The 22,442-nt window shown below is 73.9% G+C and carries 23 protein-coding genes, 1 tRNA gene and 1 pseudogene; 15 read left to right on the top strand and 10 right to left on the bottom strand.

From position 1 onward, the window contains the following. Positions 1 to 243: 243 nt before the first annotated feature. Positions 244 to 681, bottom strand: coding sequence for a phosphatase domain-containing protein (locus tag ACFOWE_RS17420; protein ID WP_377288915.1), 438 nt, complete (start codon positions 679 to 681; stop codon positions 244 to 246). A gap of 320 nt (positions 682 to 1,001) precedes the next feature. Here ACFOWE_RS17420 and ACFOWE_RS17415 point away from each other — a divergent pair, with 320 nt between their 5' ends. Then, positions 1,002 to 3,818: an RING finger family 4 domain-containing protein gene (locus ACFOWE_RS17415; RefSeq protein WP_377288913.1), complete on the top strand. Its 2,817-nt coding sequence runs from the start codon at positions 1,002 to 1,004 to the stop codon at positions 3,816 to 3,818. A 121-nt stretch (positions 3,819 to 3,939) separates the two neighbouring features. Here ACFOWE_RS17415 and ACFOWE_RS17410 read toward each other — a convergent pair. Continuing rightward, positions 3,940 to 4,013, bottom strand: a tRNA-Pro gene (locus tag ACFOWE_RS17410). Between the two features lie 128 nt (positions 4,014 to 4,141). Here ACFOWE_RS17410 and ACFOWE_RS17405 point away from each other — a divergent pair. The 4 genes from ACFOWE_RS17405 to ACFOWE_RS17390 all read left to right on the top strand — a co-directional run bounded on the left by ACFOWE_RS17405 (position 4,142) and on the right by ACFOWE_RS17390 (position 6,625). After that, complete coding sequence (locus ACFOWE_RS17405; protein ID WP_377288911.1) at positions 4,142 to 4,579, top strand: hypothetical protein; 438 nt, start codon at positions 4,142 to 4,144, stop codon at positions 4,577 to 4,579. An 89-nt stretch (positions 4,580 to 4,668) separates the two neighbouring features. Next, on the top strand, positions 4,669 to 5,328 hold the full coding sequence (locus ACFOWE_RS17400; RefSeq protein WP_377288909.1) for a hypothetical protein: 660 nt from the start codon (positions 4,669 to 4,671) through the stop codon (positions 5,326 to 5,328). A gap of 133 nt (positions 5,329 to 5,461) precedes the next feature. Beyond that, on the top strand, positions 5,462 to 6,436 hold the full coding sequence (locus ACFOWE_RS17395; RefSeq protein ID WP_377288907.1) for a hypothetical protein: 975 nt from the start codon (positions 5,462 to 5,464) through the stop codon (positions 6,434 to 6,436). Between the two features lie 3 nt (positions 6,437 to 6,439). Continuing rightward, positions 6,440 to 6,625 (top strand): hypothetical protein, encoded by a 186-nt coding sequence (locus ACFOWE_RS17390; protein WP_377288905.1) that lies wholly within the window; start codon positions 6,440 to 6,442, stop codon positions 6,623 to 6,625. A gap of 52 nt (positions 6,626 to 6,677) precedes the next feature. Here the strand turns inward: ACFOWE_RS17390 and ACFOWE_RS17385 are convergent, their stop codons facing one another. The 3 genes from ACFOWE_RS17385 to ACFOWE_RS17375 form a co-directional block, all read right to left on the bottom strand. After that, positions 6,678 to 8,006 carry an NAD(P)/FAD-dependent oxidoreductase gene (locus ACFOWE_RS17385; RefSeq protein ID WP_377288903.1) on the bottom strand — a complete coding sequence of 443 codons (1,329 nt, stop codon included), beginning with the start codon at positions 8,004 to 8,006 and terminating at the stop codon, positions 6,678 to 6,680. 28 nt (positions 8,007 to 8,034) lie between these two features. Continuing rightward, positions 8,035 to 8,481 carry an ATP-binding protein gene (locus ACFOWE_RS17380; protein ID WP_377288901.1) on the bottom strand — a complete coding sequence of 149 codons (447 nt, stop codon included), beginning with the start codon at positions 8,479 to 8,481 and terminating at the stop codon, positions 8,035 to 8,037. Positions 8,482 to 8,666: 185 nt separating this feature from the next. Continuing rightward, a complete protein-coding gene (locus ACFOWE_RS17375; RefSeq protein ID WP_377288899.1) occupies positions 8,667 to 9,443 on the bottom strand; it encodes a SigB/SigF/SigG family RNA polymerase sigma factor in 777 nt (258 codons plus the stop codon). A 195-nt stretch (positions 9,444 to 9,638) separates the two neighbouring features. On the opposite strand from ACFOWE_RS17375, the gene ACFOWE_RS17370 reads away from it, so the two are divergent. Next, positions 9,639 to 10,019: an STAS domain-containing protein gene (locus tag ACFOWE_RS17370; protein WP_377288897.1), complete on the top strand. Its 381-nt coding sequence runs from the start codon at positions 9,639 to 9,641 to the stop codon at positions 10,017 to 10,019. Here the strand turns inward: ACFOWE_RS17370 and ACFOWE_RS17365 are convergent, their stop codons facing one another. After that, positions 10,020 to 10,739 carry an ANTAR domain-containing response regulator gene (locus ACFOWE_RS17365; protein WP_377288895.1) on the bottom strand — a complete coding sequence of 240 codons (720 nt, stop codon included), beginning with the start codon at positions 10,737 to 10,739 and terminating at the stop codon, positions 10,020 to 10,022. Between the two features lie 178 nt (positions 10,740 to 10,917). Here ACFOWE_RS17365 and ACFOWE_RS17360 point away from each other — a divergent pair, with 178 nt between their 5' ends. The 3 genes from ACFOWE_RS17360 to ACFOWE_RS17350 all read left to right on the top strand — a co-directional run bounded on the left by ACFOWE_RS17360 (position 10,918) and on the right by ACFOWE_RS17350 (position 14,845). Next, positions 10,918 to 12,780 carry a SpoIIE family protein phosphatase gene (locus ACFOWE_RS17360; protein WP_377288893.1) on the top strand — a complete coding sequence of 621 codons (1,863 nt, stop codon included), beginning with the start codon at positions 10,918 to 10,920 and terminating at the stop codon, positions 12,778 to 12,780. Between the two features lie 183 nt (positions 12,781 to 12,963). After that, entirely contained in the window at positions 12,964 to 14,139 is a 1,176-nt protein-coding gene (locus ACFOWE_RS17355; RefSeq protein ID WP_377288891.1) for a glycosyltransferase, read from the top strand. A gap of 88 nt (positions 14,140 to 14,227) precedes the next feature. Beyond that, positions 14,228 to 14,845 (top strand): FMN-binding negative transcriptional regulator, encoded by a 618-nt coding sequence (locus tag ACFOWE_RS17350; protein WP_377288889.1) that lies wholly within the window; start codon positions 14,228 to 14,230, stop codon positions 14,843 to 14,845. 51 nt (positions 14,846 to 14,896) lie between these two features. On the opposite strand, the gene ACFOWE_RS17345 is transcribed toward ACFOWE_RS17350, so the two are convergent. Next, positions 14,897 to 15,979 (bottom strand): PucR family transcriptional regulator, encoded by a 1,083-nt coding sequence (locus tag ACFOWE_RS17345; RefSeq protein WP_377288887.1) that lies wholly within the window; start codon positions 15,977 to 15,979, stop codon positions 14,897 to 14,899. A 95-nt stretch (positions 15,980 to 16,074) separates the two neighbouring features. On the opposite strand from ACFOWE_RS17345, the gene ACFOWE_RS17340 reads away from it, so the two are divergent. Together ACFOWE_RS17340 and pruA are read left to right on the top strand one after the other, a co-directional pair. Continuing rightward, positions 16,075 to 17,001 carry a proline dehydrogenase family protein gene (locus ACFOWE_RS17340; protein ID WP_377288885.1) on the top strand — a complete coding sequence of 309 codons (927 nt, stop codon included), beginning with the start codon at positions 16,075 to 16,077 and terminating at the stop codon, positions 16,999 to 17,001. A 2-nt stretch (positions 17,002 to 17,003) separates the two neighbouring features. Next, complete coding sequence (gene pruA / locus ACFOWE_RS17335) at positions 17,004 to 18,629, top strand: L-glutamate gamma-semialdehyde dehydrogenase (RefSeq protein WP_377288883.1); 1,626 nt, start codon at positions 17,004 to 17,006, stop codon at positions 18,627 to 18,629. A gap of 88 nt (positions 18,630 to 18,717) precedes the next feature. Here the strand turns inward: pruA and ACFOWE_RS17330 are convergent, their stop codons facing one another. Next, positions 18,718 to 19,170 (bottom strand): hypothetical protein, encoded by a 453-nt coding sequence (locus ACFOWE_RS17330; RefSeq protein ID WP_377288881.1) that lies wholly within the window; start codon positions 19,168 to 19,170, stop codon positions 18,718 to 18,720. A gap of 341 nt (positions 19,171 to 19,511) precedes the next feature. On the opposite strand from ACFOWE_RS17330, the gene ACFOWE_RS17325 reads away from it, so the two are divergent. Together ACFOWE_RS17325 and ACFOWE_RS17320 are read left to right on the top strand one after the other, a co-directional pair. Continuing rightward, positions 19,512 to 19,988, top strand: coding sequence for a GNAT family N-acetyltransferase (locus tag ACFOWE_RS17325; protein ID WP_377288879.1), 477 nt, complete (start codon positions 19,512 to 19,514; stop codon positions 19,986 to 19,988). Positions 19,989 to 20,164: 176 nt separating this feature from the next. After that, positions 20,165 to 21,172 carry a threonine synthase gene (locus tag ACFOWE_RS17320; protein WP_377288877.1) on the top strand — a complete coding sequence of 336 codons (1,008 nt, stop codon included), beginning with the start codon at positions 20,165 to 20,167 and terminating at the stop codon, positions 21,170 to 21,172. 127 nt (positions 21,173 to 21,299) lie between these two features. Here the strand turns inward: ACFOWE_RS17320 and ACFOWE_RS17315 are convergent, their stop codons facing one another. Both ACFOWE_RS17315 and ACFOWE_RS17310 read right to left on the bottom strand, forming a co-directional pair. Continuing rightward, a complete protein-coding gene (locus tag ACFOWE_RS17315) occupies positions 21,300 to 21,713 on the bottom strand; it encodes a type II toxin-antitoxin system VapC family toxin (RefSeq protein ID WP_377288875.1) in 414 nt (137 codons plus the stop codon). Further along, positions 21,710 to 21,934, bottom strand: a complete 225-nt coding sequence (locus ACFOWE_RS17310) for a FitA-like ribbon-helix-helix domain-containing protein (RefSeq protein ID WP_377288873.1) — start codon at positions 21,932 to 21,934, stop codon at positions 21,710 to 21,712. Before ACFOWE_RS17310 ends, ACFOWE_RS17315 begins: the two co-directional genes overlap by 4 nt. Before the next feature lie 135 nt (positions 21,935 to 22,069). Here ACFOWE_RS17310 and ACFOWE_RS17305 point away from each other — a divergent pair, with 135 nt between their 5' ends. Both ACFOWE_RS17305 and ACFOWE_RS17300 read left to right on the top strand, forming a co-directional pair. Next, complete coding sequence (locus ACFOWE_RS17305) at positions 22,070 to 22,288, top strand: helix-turn-helix domain-containing protein (protein ID WP_377288871.1); 219 nt, start codon at positions 22,070 to 22,072, stop codon at positions 22,286 to 22,288. Beyond that, positions 22,288 to 22,425 (top strand): annotated as a pseudogene (locus tag ACFOWE_RS17300) (Clp protease N-terminal domain-containing protein); the annotation flags it as partial. The gene ACFOWE_RS17305 and the pseudogene ACFOWE_RS17300, both read left to right, overlap by 1 nt. Positions 22,426 to 22,442: the final 17 nt, after the last annotated feature.

The raw sequence follows: 22,442 nt of genomic DNA, 5'->3' as shown, positions 1-22,442 counted from the left end.
CGCCGGCCGGTCGCCTCGGGGGGGCTCGCCGGAGGCGCGGTCTCCGGCGGGAGGCCGGAGACCGCGCGAGGAGGCCGTCTCTCCCCAGAAAGACCTCCACCGGCCAACAACCTAGGGCATCCATCGCTCCCTGTAAAGCGTGTACTTGGTTCACCATTTATCGTTTTGTTTCAAGCCGATTCGCTTTCCATGGTGCATCCCCGCCTGCGACCGGCCCCGCCCGGGAGAACGGGCCGCAGGCCGTCAGTAGTCCCCCTCCGCGACCTGGACCACGGTGAGCCCGAGGGAGCGCCACATCGCCACGACCCGCGCCCGGTCCTCGATCACCGCGGCGACCTCCCGGCCGGCGAAGTGCTCCCGGTAGACCTCGGCCTTCCAGACGGTGTCGGGGCGGCGGTCGCCGTCCGGCCGCAGCCAGAGCCCTTCGGCCCGGTCGAGGTACCCGACATGGGCCCGCAGCCAGCGCTCGGTGGTACGGCGGGTCCGCTCGGGCCGCCCGGACACGTACGCGACCGTGTGGCCGGCGAGGACGAGTGCCCGGACGATCGCCACGACGGGCGGGTTCGGCAGGTCCTCCCCGACGCGGCGCCAGTCGTAGGGGCCACGCTCACCCCGCAGGGCGAGCGTGCCGTCGATGTCCACGATCCACACGGCGCCCACGAGGCCGTTCCCGGAAGCCATCGCGCTCCTCCTCCCCCGTATGGTCCCGCGCCCGGCAGATCACCGTACGCCTCCCACCGGCCGACGGGCACCGCCGTGCGGCCCGGCAGCCCACACCGTCCCGCCGGTCACCGGCGGGACGCCCACCGAGGAACCGTTGACCGACGAATCGGAGCGACAAACCTCCCATATGCCCGCTACAGTCACACGTCGAGGGGCGGCTCCTGGACGTGCTTCCTTCTCTCGTCTTCGAAACGATCCGTAGCGCCTCCGCTCTCCGCCCCTCCTCGGTTCTTCCTGCGCGGGAGAGTACTCCTGCGCGGGAGAGTACGGAGGGGGAGATGGTGGACCGGCTCTCACGCATACTGCTCCGGCAGCACCTCGTCGCCCCCGGCCTGCTCGCCGGAGCACCGGTGCCCCCGCTCACCGGGACGGCGCCGTACGACCGCCGGCCGCGGAAGAAGAAGCGGACCGGTGCGGGAGGCGTCACGGTCAGGCCCGGCACGGCCGGCGGCCTGATCGCGCTGGAGGCCGACCTCCTCCATCTCGGCCACCTGCTCTCCGCCCCGCTCCGCCACCGCCTGGGTGAGCTGGACGAGACCGGGCTCGCCAACGCGGGCCGCCACCTGGTGCAGGCGATCCTCGCCGAGCGCGGCGGCCACGTCGGCCACGTGCCGCTGTTCCGGAACTTCCCGGAGAGCGTCCCGGCCGACACCGCCGAGTTCTACGTGCGGCGCGTGTTCGCCCTTCTCCTCCAGGAACCCGCGCAGCCGTGCGTGCTGTGCGGCGGGACCGGCGCCGTCCATCCCGTCTCCCCCTGCGCGCACCTGGTCTGCCGCACGTGCTGGGACGGTGCGGACTTCAGCGCCTGCCCGATCTGCCACCGCCGCATCGACCCTGACGACCCGTTCCTGCGGCCCGCCGACGATCCGGTCGCCGAGTCCGCCGCTCGCGACAGGGCGATCCCGGCACGCCCCGTCCTGCTCTCGCTCTGCGACGATCCGGCCGGCAGCGCCCGCGACCTGCTCCAGACCCTGCTGACCCGCCAGACCCCGCTCCGTCCCGAGGACCTCACCGCGGTCATCGATCTGACCGGGGACTTCTGGCCGGACTCCGCGGGCTGGCTGCCCGAGCGCATCCCGGTCCGCGAGACCCGCGCCGCCGTCCTCGCCACGGCCGTCCGCCGCGGCACGCCGGAGGAGCTGCCCGGCCTGCTGGACCGGCACACCGACAGCGCCACCGACGTGCTGCGCCTGCTGCACCTGCTGATGGGCGGCGACGCCGGCCTGCGCGTACGCCCGCCCCGCCGCTCGTCCCCGCCCCGGCCGCTCCGGCAGGCACTGCTGTCCCGGCTCGACCGGATGTCCCTGTCGCGGGTGCTCGACGACCTGCACCGCCACCCTGAGGCGTGGAAGCACATGGCCGAGGTGCTGCATCCCTTCGAGCGGTACAGGCGGTACCCGGACGCGGCGCTCGCCTTCGCCGTACTGCGCGGCACCCGGCTGGACACCGGCACGCCCTTCGCCGAGGAGCTGCTGGAACGCGCCGCGGCCCATCCCGGCGCGCTCCGCTTCGACGGGGTACGGCTGCGCCCGCTGACGTTCGCGGGGCAGGTCGAGGCGGCGCTGCGCGACGGCGACCACAGTCGCGCACTGGACCTGCTCGTCCGGCGGCCCGGCGAACTGACCCGGCGGCTCGCGCACCTGGCCCGTTCCGCCCCCGCGTCCTCCAGCGCCTCCGCCGCCGGCCCCTCCGCCTCGACTCAGACCGGGCACACGCCCTCCGGCACCCCCGCCGCCTTGAGCCAGGCCGGGCACACGCCCTCCGGCGCCGGTGCCGCCTCGGACCTGGCCGCCGCCCTGACCCGGGCCGCGCCCGCGGTCTCCCCCGGTGTGCTGATCTCCGCGCTCGGCCGGCTCCGCACCCCGCCCGGCGGCACCCCCATGTTCATGCCCCGCGGCGGATCGGCCCGGATCTGGACCCAACCCGACGCCCTCCCCCCGGTCCCGCCGGACACGGCCGCCGCACTCTCCGCGGTGATCACCGCCGAGATGCTGCGCCGGGCCTCGGCGCTGCCGCCGGTGGAGCTGGCGGTGCTGGACGAGGAGCTCGCCGACCTGACCGCGCCGGCCGCGGAGCGCTCGGCCTCCTCCGCCCTGGTACGGCTGCCGCGCGGCAGCGTCCGGCCGCTCCCGTCCGGTGACCGGATCCGGCTGTTCCTGCACTGGGCCCAGCCCGAGGAGGAGCGGGTGGACCTGGACCTGTCGGTGGCGCTCTTCGACACGCGCTGGCGCTTCGTCGACCTGTGCGACTACACCCACCTGCGGATCGGCGACGGCGCCGCCGTGCACTCCGGCGACCTGACCTCCGCCCCCGAGCCGCTGGGCGCCTCGGAATTCGTCGACCTGCACGTCTCCCGGCTGCACGCGCTCGGCGGACGCTACGCGGTGCCGATCGTCTTCAGCTTCAACGACGTGCCGTTCGACCGGCTCGTCCGCGGCTTCGCCGGGTTCATGGACGCCTCCGGCTCCGGGGGGACCGTCTTCGACCCGCTCGCCGTACGGCAGCGCTTCGACCTGTCCGGCCCCGCCAAGATCCTGGTGCCGCTCGTGGCGGACCTGTGGTCGCGCACGATGCGCTGGGCCGACCTCAACCTGTCCGCGTTCAGGGCCTTCCACAACGTCGACGGCTACCAGGGGCGGCTCGCGCGGCTCGGCTCGGCGCTGGAGGACGTGTTCGGTCTCGGCGAGCACGTCACCCTGTGGGAGGTCGCCTGCTGGCACGCCGCGGCCCGCGCGCCGGAGGTGCTCGTACGGCACCGCGACGGGGGCGTCGGCCGCTACGTGCGCGGCGCGACCGAGGAGATCGGCGCGTTCGCCGCCCGCCTCACGGCGCTCACCGCACCGGACCACGGCCCGGCCGTACCCGGTGGGACCCCCGGTCCGGTGCCCGGCACCGCATCCGGCGGGATGTCCGGGACGGCATCCGGGACCGTGCCCGGTGCGGCGGGGTTCGCCGCGCTCGCCGACGGCGGCGGCCTCACCCCGGCGGACGGGGCGCAGGTGTACGCGCTCCGTCCCGGGCCGCTGGATCCGGCCGAGGTCCGGCTGCTCGACGCCGCCGACCTGGTCGGCGCCCTCGGGTCGCAGGACCGGTGACCCAGGAGGCCTGTCGGACGGGAACAAGTGTCGTGGCCGACGCCGCGCCCTCCCTGAGGGAAATACGAAAAAGGTCTGCTGGTCTGGGCTTTCGACCCATCCAACAGACCTTTCCGATCTGTCGGGACGACAGGATTTGAACCTGCGACCCCTTGACCCCCAGTCAAGTGCGCTACCAAGCTGCGCTACGTCCCGGTTTGTCCTTCGGCCCTTGTGGGCCGTCCCTCTCGGGCGGACGTCATAACCTTAGCGCAGATCGGGAGAGGATGTGCACGCCGAGGCGGCCGCCGGGCGACTTTGATCATCTTGAAGGGTGGGTGCGCGTGGGGCGCAAGGCGCTGATCGACCAGGAGGAGCTGCGGCGGCTGGCCGGGCAGGGGCTCTCGAACGCGGAGCTGGCCGCCCGGTTCGGGGTGAGCGAGTCCGGGATCCTGCAGGCCAAACGGGCCGCGGGGCTGTCGAAGCCGATGCTCGACCACTCCCGGGCGATCCCGTGGAAGCTGAACCGCGCGCACTCGCAGTCCGGCCCGGCGACGAACCTGCGCAATCTGTCAGCGGTCGCCCAGGGGCGCGCGATCCCGCAGGAGAAGCTCAACACCGCGCTCCGCTGGGCCGAGCGGCTGGTCTCGTCCGGCCTGGACGTCGCCTACGACCCGGAGCACGGGTTCCGCGAGGTGCCGGCCGTCTCCGGGGAGTGGCTCGTCGAAAGGGTCCTCGCCGAGGCCTGCGGCACCCTCGCACCGGACCCCTCCGAAGAGTGACACCTCGGTGACCGCAACGGTTTCGAGGCGGTTCCCCGGGGCAGCGCACTCGGGCAGCAACCGCTGAGACAACCGACCGGAGGCGCAACATGTCCACCGAGAGCCTGATCTGGGTGGCCGTCGTCGTGGCCGCGGTGGTGGCGATCATCGCAGTCGGCTACGCCGTACTGCGGCAGCGACGCCGGCACCGGCTCCGCGACCGGTTCGGCCCCGAGTACGACCGCACCGTCCGCGAGCACGAGAGCCGGCGCGCGGCGGAGCAGGAGCTGATGGCCCGCCAGCAGCGGGTCGACTCGCTCGACATCCGTCCGCTCGGCGCCGAGGCGCGCCAGGCCTACGCCAGGAAGTGGCTGGAGGTCCAGGAGCGCTTCGTGGACGCGCCCGGGTTCGCGGTCACCGAGGCCGACCACCTGGTGACCTCGGTGATGGCCGACCGGGGCTATCCGACCGAGGACTTCGAGCAGCGGATCGCCGACCTGTCCGTGGCCCACGGCCGCACTCTCGACCACTACCGCAAGGCGCACGAGATCAGCAGCCGCGCCGCCCGCCAGTCCGCCTCCACCGAGGAGCTCCGGCAGGCCATGGTGCACTACCGCGCCCTGTTCAAGGAGCTGCTGGAGGCTCCGGAGTCCTCCGGCGGCGACGGCGCTCTGCGGCCCTCCGGTCAGAACGGTTCCCCCCGGCAGGCGCAGCCGCGCCCCGGGCAGGTCCGCGACGAGACGCGGACCGGCGTCGAGCGGGCCGGCTGAACGGTCCGCTCCAGGCCCGGCCGGCGGCCCGGTGGAGGAGCGCGCAGCCGCGATCCCCGGACACGGCCGGGGTCCCCCCGACCCCCCGTGACCCCCCGTGACCCCCCGTGACCCCCCAAGGACGGTGATTCGTGTGAACGACCGACCCGACCGAGATCCGGAGCGCCCGGCGTCCGGACCCCCCGCCGACCGCCTGGTCCACTCGGTCCGCCCGGGCCGTGACGGCCGCAGCGCCCCCGACGGCCGTGACGGCCGCGGGGACGGGCTCGGCGACACCGGGCCGATGGCGCCTCCCCGGCAGCGTGCCGGGCACGCCGGGCCCTCCGATCCTGTCTCCCATGACGACGCGCCCGCCGGGCGCCCCGGCGACCTGGCCGACACGGGACCGGCGCAGACCGACGCCGACCGCCCGGGGTCCGGGTCCGCCGCGGTCCCGGACCCCGCGCACACGGGTCCGGGCCACTCCGATCCAGGCCACTCCGACTCCGCCGAGCGGACCGGCGCCGGGCGGCGTGCGGGCGGGGAGGCGGACGCCGCCGCGCCGCGCGCCGGTGAGCACCTTGCGGACGGCGGCCGGGTGACCACCCCGGCTCCGGCCTCGGGCGGTACGGTTCCCGCCGCCGGAGCGCGCTCCCCCGCCCGGCTCTCGCTGCTCGACGCGGACCCCGAGGACGTGCGGCGGCGCTGGCAGCAGGTCCAGGTGGGCTTCGTGGACGACCCGCGCGGGGCGGTGGAGCGCGCCGACTCGCTCCTGGGCGAGATGACGGAGGCGATCCGCGCCGCGCTGGAGTCCCGTACCTCCGACCTGCGGAGCAGGTGGCGGGACGGGCGGGACGACGACACCGAGCGGCTCCGTACGGCGCTGCGCGACTACCGGTCGGTGCTGGAGCAGTTGCTGGAGTTGGCCGCCGTGCCCGCCGGGAACGGGGCCTCCCCGGGCGCGTCCTCCGGCGGGGCGCCCGCCGCGGAACCGCGTTCCGGGAGTCCTTCCCTGAATGCGGCCTCCGTGGGCGCGCCTTCCGGGAACGCGGCCTCGGCGGACACGCCTTCCGGGAACGCGGCCTCGGTGGGCGCGCCTTCCGGAAGCACGCCGGCGGGAAGGGAGTGACCGATGCTCGCGATCGCCGCCGCCGTCGTGTTCGGCCTCGGCCTCCTGCTCGACCTGCTCGGTGCCAGCCTGGGCGCGGGCATCACCGGCACGACCTTCCTCCTTCTGGGGCTGCTCCTCCTCGCTCTGCACCAGGCCGGGTTCGGCACGGCCGGGTGGCGGGGCGGAGGCTGGCGCCGCAGGAGATGAGCACGGGCGTCCGCACCCGGCGGGCCCGCGCCGGGGCGCGGGCCCGCCGGGCTCACCGGCGCTCGGCCGGGATGCGGGCCTCGGGCCGGGCCGCGAACTCGAACTCCTCCCGGGGGTGGGCCAGCGCGCCGAGCGAGGTGATCTCCCGGGGGAAGAACAGGGCGAGCGTCCAGTCGACCAGCACCCGGACCTTCCGGTTCAGCGTCGGCACCCGGGACAGGTGGTAGGTGCGGTGCATGAACCAGGCGGGGAAGCCGCGCACCTTGCGGCCGTAGAGCTGGGCCACGCCCTTGTGCAGCCCCAGGCTGGCCACCGAGCCCGCGTAGGCGTGCCGGTAGGCCCTGCGCTCGCTGCCGCGGAGCGTGGCCACCAGGTTGTCGGCCAGTCTGCGGGCCTGCCGTACGGCGTGCTGCGCGTTGGGCGCGCACGTCTGCCCGGGCTTGGTGAGGTCCGGCACGGCGGCGCAGTCGCCGGCGGTGAAGACGTTGGGGTTCCCCTCCACGGTCAGCTCGGCGGTCGCCCTGACCCGGCCCCGCTCGTCCAGGGGCAGGCCGCTGGCCGCGACCAGTGGATGGGGTTTGACCCCGGCGGTCCACACCAGGGTGGAGGAGTCGAAGACGCTGCCGTCGTCGAGGGCGATCCGGCGGTCCTCGGCGGACGTGACGCGGCTGTCGAGACGGACGTCGATGCCGCGGGCCCGGAGCTGCTCCAGCGTCCAGCGGCCCATCTCCGGGCCGACCTCGGGCAGGATCCGGCCGGTGGCCTCGACCAGGACCCAGCGCATGTCACCGGGGTGGATGTCCGGGAAGTAGCGGCAGGCGTCGCGGGCCATGTCCTCCAGCTCGGCCAGGGCCTCGACGCCAGCGTAGCCTCCACCGACGAAGACGAAGGTCAGCGCTCTGGAGCGGACCGCCGGATCGTCGGTGGAGGCGGCCACGTCGAGCTGGGCCAGGACGTGGTTGCGCAGGTGGATGGCCTCCTCCACGGTCTTGAACCCGATGCCGCACTCCGCCACGCCCGGGATGGGCAGCAGGCGCGAGACGGAGCCGGGCGCGAAGACCAGGAAGTCGTAGCCGAGGGTGCGCGGCGGCCCCTGGCCGGGCCGCACCTCCACGGTCCGGGCCCGCAGGTCGACGCCGACCGCCCAGCCGTTGACGACCTCGCACCTGTTCAGGACCGCGCGGAGCGGGACGACGACGTGCCGGGGCTCGATGTTGCCCGCCGCCGCCTCCGGAAGGAACGGCTGGTAGGTCATGTAGGAGTCGGAGTCGACGAGGGTGACGCGGGCCTCTCCGCGGCGGAGCCTGCGCTGCAGTCGCAGGGCGGTGTACATGCCGACGTAACCGCCGCCGACGATCAGGATGCGGGGAATCTGGCTCATGGCCCTGCCCCTACCCGGGAAAAGGGGTTCAGATCGTGAACGTCATGGTGACGGTGGTCCCGCCCGGGCCGGTCCGGAAGTCGATGCCGGAGCTGACCATCCGGGCCACCCAGAGCCCCATGCCGCTGGTGGCGTAGGGCCCGGGAGGGGTCTGGCCCGGGACGGCCTCGGGCGCCCACCGGCCCTCGTCGCGGATCTCCACGACGAGGGCGCCGTCCGCGGTCCACATCCGCAGCAGCGCCTTGGCGCTGGCGTGCCCGTGGGTGACGGCGTTGGTGGCCACCTCGTTCACGGCGACGAGGAAGTCGGGCAGGCGTTCCTCCGCCAGCCCGCCGCGTCGTGCGTGGACGGCGGCGAACTCGCGCACCGCCGGGAGGTCGGGGAGGCAGAACGCGAGCTCGGCCGGGCCCGTGCGGGGAGGGGCGGCGGGGGGCGAGGTGCCGTCGGGGGAAGGGGGGCCTGCGGCGGGGGACACGGGGGAAGGCGGAAGCCGGTCGTCGCCCGCCAGAGAGCGAGCCGGACGAACACCGTCCTCGTTCACCCGTGAACCGCCTCCCCTGCTCCGCGGCGCCGTGATCACGGACACCCGGAACCCATCGGATCGCACTCTATGCCACCTCGGTCCCCGCCGACTGAGCTGCCCCGTAACGAGGGTCATATTCAGGCCTCGGCGAGAAGCTCGGCGCGCAACTGGTCCAGCACCTTACGCAGAATGCGGGAGACGTGCATCTGGGAGATGCCGAATTCCGACGCGATCTCGGCCTGGGTCATGTTGCCGAAGAAGCGGAGGAGGAGGATGTTCTTCTCCCTGGGCGGCAGCTTGTCGATCAGGGGCTTGACGGCCTCCCGGTCCACCAGGACCGACAGGGTGTCGTCCTCGTCGGGGATGACGTCGCCCAGGGCCGCGGCGTCGTCGTCGGCGCCGAGCGGCGCGTCGAGGGAGAGCGCGCTGTAGGCGGCGGAGGCGTCCAGGGTGAGCAGGACGTCCTCCTCGCTGATCTTCATCTTCTCGGCGAGCTCGGCGACGGTGGGGGCGCGGCCGAACTCCTGGCTGAGGTCGGCCACCAGCCGGTTCAGCTCGGCCCTGCGCTCCTGGTAGACGCGGGGGACGCGGATGGCCCAGGTGCGGTCGCGGAAGTGCCGCTTCACCTCGCCGGTCATGGTGACGACGGCGTAGCCGCGGAAGGGGTGGCCGAGGGTCGGGTCATAGCCGTTGATGGCCTTCATCAGTCCCACGTAGGCGGCCTGGAGGAGGTCCTCGAGCGGCTCTCCGCGGTAGCGGTAGCGGCGGGCGATCTCCATGGCCAGCGGGCGGTGCATTTCGACGATGCGCTCACGCAGGCGCTCGGCGCGGTACTCAGAGATTTCAGGCGAGACCATCTCCGCGAGGAGCTCCTCGGCGGTCATGTCGTTGAGTTCGAGTGCCTGAACAGACATCGCTGCTCCCTGATATTACTGTCGGGCGGCACCGACACCAGCGGAGCAGTCTCCGGGCAGACGGCATCGCCTCGACCACGTTTCGAGGCGAGGCCCTCTGCTGGACCTCGGATCCAGTATTCCCCGGATGCCGGGAGTATTACTCCCCGCCAGGTAACAGTAAGGTTGCTATGCGAGCGGCGAGAAGGAGTCCGGGTGACGGTGTCGAACAACGGTGATGGATCTGCTGCCCTGACCTTGACGTCGGCGCCCGTCGGCGGGGTCAACGTGATCCGGGTGACGGGTCTGCTCGACGCCACCACCAGGGACCAGTTCGCCGACTACCTGGCGGCGGAGGCGGCCGAGCACGGCCCGGAGATGATCCTGGACCTGAGCGGCGTCACCTTCATGGACTCCCGCGCTCTCGGGCTCATCGTGCACCAGTGGCAGATCTGCACCCAGGCGGGCGGGCGGTTCGCCCTGACCGGGGTGGAGTACGCCAAGACCAAGGTGATGTGGATCACCGGACTGGCCCAGCGGCTCCCGCTCCACGACACGGTCGACGACGCGCTGGCGGCGTTCGGCGGGGCCGGCTGATCAGCCGCTCCGGCCCGCCCGGCGGTCCCGGGTGCGCTGGTGCTCGTCGACCAGGAGCCTGGCCAGGTCGGCGACCTTCACCTGGTGGTGCTGGGAGACCCGGCGCAGCTCGTCGAAGGCCTCCTCGGCCGTGCACCCGCTGGACTTCATGATGATGCCCTTGGCCTGGTCGATGACCGCGCGCCCGGCGAGCGCCTCCTGCATCTGCGCGGCGTCGGTGCGCACCTCGTCGTAGTCCCACATGTTGGCCAGGGCCACGTTCACCTGCTCGGAGAGCATCTCGGCCAGGGGGGTGACGTTGCGGGCGGCGAAGACGCCGGGGCGCACGCCGTACAGACCGAGGACCAGGACCGCCCGCTCGACGGTGATCGGTATCGCCAGGACCGAGCGCACGCCGCACCGGACGGCCATCGCGGTGTAGCCCGGCCAGCGGGGCTCGCGGAGCACGTCCTGCACGGCCACGTGGCCGCCGGTGGCGCGGGCCTCGGTCAGGGGTCCCTCCCCCAGAGCGCTCTCGCCGTCGACGAGCACGACGAGCTCGCTGTGCGAGGCGGAGACCACCAGCCGCTCCCGGAGCCACAGCTCGGCGGACCCGCCCGCACAGCCGGGCACGCCGCCCGCCAGAGTGGTGGTGAGACCGCGCAGCACGCTCTCGCTGGAGGTCTCCTCGCTCACCCTGCCGAGGGAGGCGAGATCCCGGGCGAGAACGGGGGCGATCATGTCCATGGCATGAGGTCCCTTCGCTGTTTCGATAACTTAACCACTATCCGACCGCGAAGCCGTTGGAGAAATCGGAGCCTCCGGCGCCTTCGTGACCGCGCATCGATAAGACCCACGGGGTGGCGTACCGTCTACGGCGGGACGTTCCCCACCCCGGCCGTCGACGAGGACGAGCAACTTGACCGAAGCCATTGGCCTTCCCGCCCTGGAGCAGGCGCTCGACGCGCTCACCGCCAGGGTCCTGTCCCTGCGCGAAGCCACGTCCAGCTACCCAGCGGACCCCCGCTCCACACTCGACGCGGCGCTCGCGGAGCTCGACACCGCCCGCGAGCTCCTGGACGCCGCGCTGCGCGAGCTGCGCAGGACCCCGCGGCGGTCGGGCGAGCGGGAGAACGGCTCGCAGCGGGAGCTGAAGCTGCTGCGGCAGGTGTTCAAGACGTTCCCGGTGCCGGTGGCCGTGCTGGACGGCTCGGGGGTGATCCGGCGGATCAGCGCGGAGACCTCCCGCATGCTGGGCAGCCCGGCCGGCTACCTGATCGGCCGGGCGTTCCCGCTCTTCGTCGACGTCTCCCGGCGGGCCGCGTTCCGCTCGCACCTGACCGCGGTGCAGCAGAGCGGGCAGACGGCGACCTTCCAGACCCGGCTGGCGCACCAGGGCCGCGCGCACACCGTGCAGCTGGCCCTGGTGCGGCTGACGATGCCCGGTGAGCCGCACGCGATGACGGGGGTCGTGATCCTCCCGCTGGAGGCCCAGGTCCCCGAGGCTCCGGCGGGGCCGGCCGACCGCTCGGACGCCGCGCTGATCCTGGCCGCCGCGCACCGCCAGGAGCTGCTGTCCCGGATGAGCCGGCTGCTGCTGGACGAGGAGAGCCTGCGCCAGCCGGTGACGGTGACCCGGGCCGCGCGGCTGCTGGCGGCCGAGGCCGCCGACTGGGTGATCGCCGACGTGGTCCAGGACGGCTCGCCCCGGCGGGCGTGCGTGTTCGGGCCGTCCGACCGGCCGGTGAGCGACCTGATCCGCCTGGTCGAGGGGCTGAACCCGCTGACCGCGCCGCTGGTCGCGCACGTGCTGACCGGCGGCTCCGGGGTCGTGCACGAGATGGTGGAGGACGAGGCGCTGCTGGGCGGCGCCGGCGACGGGCGGCCGCCGCTGCTGCGGGTGATGGGCGCCGCCTCGGTGATGTGCGTGCCGATCGGCGGCGAGGACGGCCCCGCGGGCGCCCTGACGCTCGTCCGGCTGCGCGACCGCGAGCCGTTCACCCTGGCCGACCTCGGCCTGATGCAGGAGATCGGCGTGCACGTGGGGCTCGCCCTGCGGGCGCGGCGCAGCTTCCGGGACCGGTCCGAGGCCGCCGACGCCCTGCGCACCAGCGTCGTGCCGCGCAGCCTGCCCGACATCCCCGGCTTCGAGGCGGCGGCGATCTACCACGCGGGCTCCAGCCCGGTCGGCGCCGAGTTCTACGACGTCTTCCCGGTCGCGGACGGCTGGGGGTTCGCGCTCGGCGGGGCGGCCGGCCGGGGCGAGGAGGCCGCCGCGGTCAGCGCCCTGGTCCGCAACGGGCTGCGCGTGCTCAGCGTCTGGGAGCCCGACCCGGGTCAGGCGCTGCGCAAGCTCAACCAGGCGCTGACCGTGCAGCACAGCGGCATGTTCGTGATGGCGCTGGCCGGGTTCGTCAAGGGCCGGCGGATCCGGCTGGCCAGCGCGGGCCATCATCCCGCGGCGCTGCTGCGGCCCGACGGCACGGTGCGCTTCAGCGCCGGGGGCGGGGTCCCGCTGGGCATCTCCCCCGAGGGGGAGACGTTCGACGAGGAGCTGACGCTGGCCAGCGGCCAGACGCTGCTGTTCTACTCCGACGGGCTGGTGGCCTCCCGCAACGAGGCGGGAGAGGCGTACGGCGAGATCCGGCTGGCCGACGTGCTGGCCCGGTGCGTCTCGCAGTCTCCGGCGGCCGTGGTCAAGACCGTGGAGGAGGACCGGCACGCCTTCTCCGGCGGGCGGGTCTGGGACGAGATCGTGATCCTCGCGCTGCGCGTGGTGTAGGCCGTCTCCCGTGTCCCGGCGGGCGCGCCCGCCGGGACGCCGCCCGCCGGATGCCGGAAATACGAGGTTTGCCGTCGAGCGTGATCGGGGTATGGTTTTTCTCATACAGATGAGTGCCTAAGACGCAGGCACCCCCTGAAGGATCTCTGGCTTTCCATGCCTGTCTCCTCCCAGAGGTGTGCCGTGAACATTGCATTTGTCTTCTCTGACGCTCTGTCCGCCTCCCAGGACCACTCCGACCTCTCGGCCCAGCGGGCCCAGATGCTGGCCATCGCCCGGGAGCTCGGCAAGGAGCACAAGGTCACCGTTTACACGCGCCGGGCCTCCGACTCCGGCAGGGCGCGTGTCCGGGTGGCCCACGGTGTCACCATGGAGCACCTGTCCTCCGGTCCGGCCCGTGACCTGTCCGAGGACGAGGTGCTGTCCCACCTGGCCGACTTCGGCGGGCGGCTGATGAGCCGCTGGGGCCAGGACCGGCCGGACGTCGTCCACGCCTGCTCCTGGACCGCCGGCCTGGCCGCCATCGCGGGGGCGGACGGTCTCGAGCTGCCCGTCGTGCTGAGCTCCGTCCACGGCGGCGGCGGTGACGCGCGGAAGGCCCGGCTGCAGCGCGCGATCAGCCGCCGGGCCGCCGCGGTGGTCGCCGGCTGCGGGGGCGAGGAGGCGGAGTTGATCCGGATGGGCGTGCCGCGCCGGGCCATCGCCGTGGTGCCCTGCGGAGTCGACGTCGAGAAGTTCCACCGGCAGGGGCCGGCCGCCTCGCGCGGCTCCCGCCCCCGGCTGCTGCACCTGGGGCCGATCTCCGAGAGCAAGGGGGTGCGGACGGCCATCCGGGCCCTGGAGGGGCTCCCGGACGCGGAGCTGCTCGTCGCCGGCGGCCCGGCCGCGGCGGACCTGGAGCACGACGCCGACGCGCACCGGGCGATGATGCTGGCCAAGGAGCTCGGCGTGGAGGACCGGGTCACCCTGCTCGGCCAGGTCCCGCACTCCTCGGTGCCGAAGCTGATCCGCAGCGCCGACGTCGTCGTCTCGCTGCCCCGCGAGGCGCCGGCGGGCGTCGTCGCGCTGGAGGCCATGGCCTGCGGCGTGCCGGTCGTCGCCTCCGCGGTGGGCGCGCACACCGACTCCGTGGTGGACGGGGTGACCGGCCTGCTGGTCGCGCCGGACCGTCCCGCCCAGACCGCCCGATGCGTCCGCGAGCTGCTCGCCGATCCCACCCGCCGGACGGCGCTGGGCTTCGCCGGGGCCGACCGCGTGCGCTCCCGCTACTCGTGGGAGCGGATCAGCCAGGAGCTCGCCCGGGTCTACGGGGACGTGCTGCCGGCCCGGGCGCGCACGCCGGAGCCCTCCGCCGCCTGACGGACCATCCCGCAGCCCGGTCCGGCGGAACCGTCCGCCGGGCCGGGCTGTTTGTTGGAAGATCTTGAATGGGTATACGGTTGACCGCATGATGATCCATCCATGGGACGCCGCCGCCGCCGGCGAGGCGCTGGAGTTCGTCCGGTCGAACCAGTTCGGCCACCTCATCGCGGCGGGCCGGGACCGCGACGTCCCGGTCGTGGTGCCGACCCAGTTCCTGCTCGCCGACGACCACACGGTCCTGCTCCACCTGGCCCGCCCGAACCCGGTCTGGCGCGCGATCGAGGAGAACCCGGCCGTGCTGCTGTCCGTCGCGGGCGACTGGTCCTACGTCGAGGGGGCGTGGAAGGTCCTGCCCGGCGAGGGCGACCCCCGCCTCGGCGTGCCCACCACCTACTACGCCGCGGTCCAGCTCCTCTGCCACGCCGAGGTCGTCACCGACGCCGACGGCAAGCTCGAGATCCTGCGGGCGCAGATCGCCGATCTGGAACCCGGGGGCGCGCTGGCCGACCCCGCCGAGCACGCCCGGCGCCTGTCCGGGATCCTGGGCCTGCGGCTGACGGTCCAGAAGGTCGACGGCAAGTTCAAGTACGGCGGCAACGTCGACGAGGCCCACCGGCGGCACGTCGCCGACCGGCTCGCCGAGCGCGGCGGCCCCGGTGACGCCGCCGCCCGCCGGCACCTGCTCCGCCGCCTGGACGGCTGATCCCGGGCCCGCTCCCGGACCCGTACGGCTCCCGGACCCGCGCGGCCGCGCTCAGGGCCGCAGCAGCCGGGCGGCCTTGAGGGAGAGGTGGACCAGGAGCCGGTCCTCGCCGTCGGCCAGGTCCCGGCCGGTGAGCCGCCCCGCCTTGCCCAGCCGGTAGTAGAGCGTCTGACGGTGCACGCCGAGCGCCGCGGCCGCCTCCTGCACGTGCCCGGCCCGGTCGAGGTAGCCCTCCACGCTCCTGGCCAGCTCGGGGTCGGCCGCCAGGGGCGCGGTCTCCCCGGCCAGCGCGCGCAGCTCCGCCGGGGCCAGGCGGACCAGCGTCCGGTAGACGCCCAGGCGGGACCAGGCCGCGACCGGGGCGAGGCCCGGCACCCGCTCGGCGACCCGGAGCGCGTCGACCGCCTCCCCCCAGCTCCGCCAGGCCTGCTCCCGCTCACCGCGCGCGTCCCCGATCCCGGCCGCGGTGCCGTACATGGCGCAGACCCGGGCGGCCGTCTCCCGCGCCTGGGCGGCGGGGACGAGCAGCGCGGCCAGCGGCCCGCCCGGGCCCGGGTGGCCGGGGTCGGCGAGCACGTCGCGCGGGAGCGTCCAGAGGGCGGCGACCCGGTCGGCCGCGCCGCGCACGGCCACCGCCGCCACCGGGCCGGCCGGGCCGGTCCACTCCAGCGCCGCCAGCGCCTGGGCGCGCTCCTGCGCGTTCGCCGAGAACAGCTCGCGCAGGTGCGCGCCCAGGTCCCGGCGGCTGCGGGCCTCCTGGGCGAGCGTGCGGGCCGCCTGCCCGACCAGTCCCGCCACGGAGGCGATCCGCTCGTCGGTGAGCGTGCCGTCGTCGAGCAGCCACAGGTAGCCGTAGGTCACCTCGTGGTGCCGCAGTGGGACGCAGACCCGGGCGAGCACCCCCAGCTCGGCGTCGGCGGGGATGCGGACCGGGCCGCGCGCCGTCGCGATGCCGTACCCCTCGAAGTAGGCGCGGACCTCGTCGGAGGCGCGGCGGCGGAGGATGGACTCCTGGCGCACGGTGTCGATGTCGCCGCTCTGCGCGGCGTAGGCCAGCAGCTTCAGCGAGCGGTCCTCCAGCGTGGCGGCGGCGCCCAGCCGGGCGGCGATCTCGTCGACGGTCTCCTGAAGCACCCCGCCATTGTCGTACATCTGTATGAAACACGTGGCCGGCGATCGTGGCAGTTGCACATTCGACCGGCCTGAGCTGGGGTTTTAGGCTGGAAGACATGCTCGGTTCACTGCTCCTCGCCGGATCGCGGCTGCCGTTCGTACGGCAGGCCGTCTCCGGCATCCCGCTGACCCGCAAGGTCGTCGACCGCTTCGTCGCGGGCGAGACCGTCCACGACGCGGTCGGCGCCATCCGCCGGCTGACCGATGCGGGCCTGACCGTCACCGTCGACCATCTGGGCGAGGAGACCCTGGACGCCGGGGCCGCCGCGGCCACGGCGCGGGCCTACGCCGTCCTGCTCGGCGCGCTGCGCGAACTGGACCTCGGCGACCGGGCCGAGGTGTCGGTGAAGCTCTCCGCGGTGGGGCAGGCGCTCGGCGCCGACGGCCACAAGATCGCCCTGGAGAACGCCCGGCGGATCTGCGAGGCCGCACGCGCCGCGGGGGCGGGCGTGACCCTCGACATGGAGGACCACACCACGGTCGACTCCACGCTCGGCGTGCTGCGGGCGCTGCGCGAGGACTTCCCCGGCACCGGGGTCGCGATCCAGGCCGCCCTGCAGCGCAGCGAGGGCGACTGCCGCGACCTGTCGGGCGCCGGCTCCCGGGTCCGCCTGGTCAAGGGCGCCTACGCCGAGCCCGCCTCGGTCGCGCACCGCAGGAAGGCCGACGTCGACAAGGCCTACGTGCGGTGCCTGCGCATCCTCATGTCGGGCCGCGGCTATCCCATGGTCGCCACGCACGACGACCGGATGATCTCGATCACCGAGACCCTCGCCGACCGCTTCCGCCGCTCCCGCGGCGACTACGAGTACCAGATGCTGTACGGCATCCGCGCCGACAAGCAGCAGGCCCTGGCCGGCGCCGGGCACACCGTCCGGGTCTACGTGCCCTACGGCGACGACTGGTACGGCTACTTCATGCGCCGGCTCGCCGAACGCCCCGCCAACATCGCCTTCTTTCTGCGTGCCCTGGGAGGAAAGTAGCAATGGACGCCATCTCCACCGTCCCCGTCCCCGCCAACGAGCCGGTGTACGGCTACGCGCCCGGCAGCGCCGAGCGGACCGCGCTCGCCGAGCGCATCAAGGAGCTGGCCGCCGCCCAGCCCGAGCTGACCATGACGATCGGCGGCGAGCGGCGCATGGCCGGCGGCGCCCCGATCGACGTGGTGCAGCCGCACGCCCACGCCGCCGTGCTGGGCCGCACGGCCGAGGCCACCGCCGCCGACGTGCGGGCCGCGATCGACGCCGCGCTGGCCGCGGCCCCCGCCTGGCGGGCGACGCCGTTCGACGAGCGGGCGGCGGTCTTCCTGCGCGCCGCCGAGCTGCTGGCGGGCCCGTGGCGGCAGACGCTCAACGGCGCCACCGTCCTCGGCCAGTCCAAGTCCGCGCAGCAGGCGGAGATCGACTCGGCCTGCGAGCTGATCGACTTCCTCCGGTTCAACGTGGCCTACGCCCGGCAGCTCCACACCGAGCAGCCGGCCTCCTCCCCGGGCGTGTGGAACCGCATGGAGTACCGCCCGCTGGAGGGCTTCGTCCTGGCGATCACGCCGTTCAACTTCACCGCCATCGCCGGCAACCTGCCCACCTCGGCCGCGCTGATGGGCAACGTGGTGGTCTGGAAGCCCTCCCCCACCCAGCAGTTCGCCGCGCACTTCACCATGCGGCTGCTGGAGGAGGCCGGGCTCCCGCCGGGCGTCATCAACCTGGTGACCGGCAACGGGCAGGCCGTCTCGGAGGTCGCGCTGGCCCACCCGGAGCTGGCGGGCATCCACTTCACCGGCTCCACCGCGACCTTCCAGCACCTGTGGTCCACGGTCGGGGCGAACATCGCCTCCTACCGGAGCTACCCCCGCCTGGTCGGCGAGACCGGCGGCAAGGACTTCATCCTGGCCCACCCCTCGGCCGACCCCGCCGTCCTGCTCACCGCGCTGGTCCGGGGCGCCTTCGAGTACCAGGGGCAGAAGTGCTCGGCCGCCTCCCGCGCCTACGTGCCGCGCTCGATCTGGACGGCGATCCGCGACGACCTCGTCGCCACCGCCGAGTCGCTCACGGTGGGCGACGTGGCCGCCGACCTGTCGGCGTTCATGGGCGCGGTCATCGACGCCCGCGCCTTCGCCAAGCACAGGGCGGCGATCGACCGGGCGCGCTCGCTCGACTCGATCGACGTGCTGACCGGCTCCTACGACGACTCGACCGGCTACTTCGTGAAGCCGACGGTCCTGGAGTGCGCCGACCCGACCGACGAGATCTTCGTCAAGGAGTACTTCGGGCCGATCCTCGGCGTGCACGTCTACGACGACGCCGACTTCGACTCGGTGCTGGACCAGATGGAGAGCGCCTCGCCGTACGCGCTGACCGGCTCGCTCATGGCCCGGGACCGCTACGCGATCACCGCCGCCTCGGAGAAGCTGCGCTTCGCGGCGGGCAACTTCTACGTCAACGACAAGCCCACCGGCGCGGTCGTCGGCCAGCAGCCCTTCGGCGGCGCCCGCTCCTCCGGCACCAACGACAAGGCCGGATCGATCTTCAACCTGATCCGCTGGGTGAACGCCCGCACGATCAAGGAGACCTTCGTCCCGCCGGTCGACCACCGCTACCCGCACATGGGCTGAGTGCCTGCGGGCCGCCGCCTCGGCCCCGCCGCGTCCGCCCGGCCGGACGCGGTCCGCGGCCGAGGCGGCGGACGCCGCGGGTCCGCCCCTAGGTAAGGGTCCCGGGGGTCAGCCGGTCGAGCGCCGCCCGGCAGACGGCGCAGCCGTCGGGGTCCACGTCCGCGGGCCGGTGCCCGCACTCCAGCGCGGGCCCCTCCGCCGGATCCAGGTGCGCCGTCTGCGTCCGCGGGTCCCACGTCAGCGCACCGAGCTCTTCCAGGGCGAGCAGCCCGGCGACGGCGTCGGCGACCGGCACGCCGTTCCCGGTGGCGACCTGCCGCAGCGACACCACCACGGTTGACCGCCCGCCGGTCGTCATCTGGTAGGGCAGCGCGGACACGACGTCGGCGAACTGCGACTCGTCCGGGTGCCGCTCCCGCAGCTCCTGCCACACCCGCCACGGCGCCTGCGTGAACTCGTGCCGCTCGATGGGAGGATGCGCGGCGGCCCGGCGACGGCGGGCCTTGTCGGCGGCGGCCTTTCGGAGACGGCTCTTGGGCATCTCTCTCCTGTGGTTCGGCTGGTCGGGGGTGCCGGGCTCAGGTGCGGCGCCGGCGGAACGGGACCACGCCGGACGCCGGTCCGCCGGACGGCGGCCGGTGACTCGCCGGCTCCACCAGCATGCCGGGAAGGGGCGGCTGCGCGCAGGCTTTCCGGCCAGAACGGGTCCGGGCACGGGGGGGAATCCCGGCCGGGAACCCGCTCCCGGGCTTCGGGCGGCGTTCACGGCGACGGATCTCCCCCACCGGGCCGGTCACGGATTCAGACGGCGGCGTCGGCGCCGGTATCCATGAGGCCGCCGGCTGTTTTTTCACGCGGGGGCCCGGTGCCAGACTGTCGATCATGAGCAGTGGGCAGTCTCCTGTCGTGATCCGGCCCTATCGGGACGAGGACCGCGACGCCGTCGTCGCACTGGCGCCGCGCCTGACCGAGGGGGTCGCGGCCTGGCGGGACGCCGATGCCGTGGCCGACGCCGTACGCGGCTGGGTCACCGGTTCCCTGGAGCAGGCCGGCGGCGACGGTCACGGGGTGTTCGTGGCGGTCCGCGAGGGCCGCGTCGCCGGTTTCGTCACCGTGTCCGCCCGCCGGCACTTCACCGGCCAGGTGGACGCCTACATCGGCGAGCTCGTCGTCTCCGCCGAGGCGGAGGGCACGGGTGTCGGGCGTGCCCTGGCCGGCGCGGCCGAGTCCTGGGCGCGTGACCGCGGTCTGGCGCGCGTCACCCTGGAGACCGGCGCCGCCAACGCCCGTGCCCGGGGCTTCTACCGGGCGCTGGGATACGCGGAGGAGGAGGTACGGCTGAGCAGGCCGGTATCGTAGCCCGTCGCCGTTCCCTCGGAGGTGGTTCCATAACCCTGGCGGGCCGTCCTGACCGCGCTGAGCCGCATGCCGCGCCCTCGCCCGGCGGCACGCCACCGGCCGCGGCGGGAGACTCGCTCGCGACCGGCCAGCGCTCCCTGGGGGACCCGGCGATCACGTATCCGCTGTGGCCGCCAATGACCACCGGGTGCCCGCGCACCAGCACGGCCGAGATCGCCTATCCGGTCGAGGTCGACTACGCCCACGACGAGGTGCCGGACGGCCTGTTCGCCGGGGAGCCCGCGCGGAGCGCCGGACTGGACCGGTGGACGCCCCTGCTGCCGCCGCTGGACGCCCCCACCTTGGGCGAGGGCGGGACCCCGCTGATCGAGATCGGCGACGGTGCCTACCTCAAGGACGAGTCCCGCAACCCCACGTGGAGCCACAAGGACCGGCTGAACCGGTGCACGGTCAGCGCCGCGGTGCGGATGGACGCTCCGGGAGTGGTGGTGGCCTCCTCCGGCAACCACGGCGCGTCCGCGGCGGCCTTCGCCGCCCGGGCGGGGCTGCGCTGCATCGTGCTGACCTCGCCGGACGCGCCCCCGGCCGTCCGGTCGTTCGTGGACTCCTACGGCGCGGTGGTGCTGCCCCTGCCGCAGGAGTCGCGGTGGCCGCTGATGCGGCAGATCACCGACCGGCTGGGCTACCACCCCGTCAGCAACCTCACGGTCACGCACACCGGGCACGCCTTCGGGCCCGAGGGCTACAAGACCATCGCCTACGAGATCTTCACCGAGATCGGCGTCCCGGCGGCCGTGTTCACCCCCACCGGCTACGGCGAACTGCTCTTCGGCGTCTGGAAGGGCTTCGCCGAGCTGCGGCGCCTCGGTCTCGCCTGCTCCGTCGGCGGGCACCGCGGCCTGGTGGCGATCCCGGAGAGCGGCGGTGAGGCCCTGCCGGTGAGCGACGAGGAGATGGCCGCGGCCCAGGCCGAGCTGTCCCGCCAGGGCGTGTGGGCAGAGCTGTCCGCCGCCGCGGGCCTGGCCGGACTGCGACGCCACGGCGCCGTCGACGGGCCGGTGGTCTGCGTCTCGACCTCCAGCGGCTTCAAGGACCTCACGGTCGGATCGCACCGCGCCGAACCGATCGATCCCACCTGGGAGGCGGTGAGCCGCCGCCTGCGCGCGGCCGGGATCACCGCCTGATCATCGGCGACATCGTCCGGGCGTCCCCGGCCTATCACCGGAGGAACGACGGCGTCCGGGTTCGGAGCCCACACGCCGTCCGCTCCCCGGCCGGGGGCGACGCCGTCGGCGGGACATCGCGGGAGGTCTACACCGGCGGAGGCGGGTAGCGGTGGATCTCCGCCCGGTGGCCGGTCGAACCGGCGAACTTGGCGTCGTCGGTGAGCAGCGGCACGCCCAGCAGCTCGGCGAGGGCCACGTACATGGCGTCGTAGGCGGTGAGGTTGTTCCGCAGTTCCAGCACCCGCCGCTGCAGAGGCAGCATGGGATGGCGCGTGATCTTGAGCTGGGCGTAGCGCTCCAGCATTACACGGGCACGCTCCTCGGAGATGCGCACCTCCGGCTTGCTGGTGATCACATGCCCGCGCACCACCGACGCGATCTCGACATCGATCAGCGCCGGAGCGTGCAGCCGGCGGGCCAGCCGCTGCCGGAGCAGGTCGTCGCCCTTCACGTTGGCCAGCAGACGGAAGACGATCGAGGCGTCGACGACCAGGCTCACCGGCGGCCCTCGCGCAGGGTCTCGCGGACGAAGTCGGGATCGTACGGCACCGGCTCGTCGGTGGCGATCTTGGCCATCACCTCGTCCAGCGTCGGAGTTGCCGCCTCCTCGTTCAGCAGGTCGCGCACGTACGCCGTCAGCGACTTGCCCTCGCGCTCGGCCCGCGCCTTCAGCGTGCGCTCGGTCTCCTCGGGAACGTCCCGGATCTGCATGATTCCCATACATGCATCATAGCATGCACAATGCATGCATAAATGGATGACCGAGCGACGGCACATTTCGGACGGCAGCCCGGGCGGGGGTCACGGTCGTCAGCATGTGTTGACGCCGCGCCATCGTCAGCATATGTTGACGGTGTGTCCGTGAACGCCGATCTCGAACAGGCCGTGCACGGCGCCGACCCGGACGCGGCGCTGCGCGCCGTGGCCCGCCTGCGCCGGCTGGTGGAGCAGCTGGAGGCCGAGCACGTGGCGGCGGCGCGCCGGGCGGGCTGGTCCTGGCGGGACATCGCCCTGCGGCTCGGCGTCACCAAGCAGACCGTCCACCGCAAACACCACCGTGTCCAGGAGGGCTGATGTTCCGAGGCGACCACCCCGAGCTGCGCCGCACGCTGGGCCGGGCCCTGGAGCTGGCCCGCGCTCTCGGCCATCCCCGTGCGGGCAGCGAGCACCTGCTGCTCGCCCTCGCCGCGGGCGGCGGCGCCGTCGCCGCCGTGCTGGCCGGGCAGCT

It is taken from the genome of Planomonospora corallina (assembly GCF_042650625.1).
In the GTDB taxonomy this organism is placed as follows: domain Bacteria; phylum Actinomycetota; class Actinomycetes; order Streptosporangiales; family Streptosporangiaceae; genus Planomonospora_B; species Planomonospora_B corallina.
The sequence above is the reverse complement of the archived record's forward strand: the minus strand, read 5'-3'. Positions and strand labels throughout refer to the sequence as shown.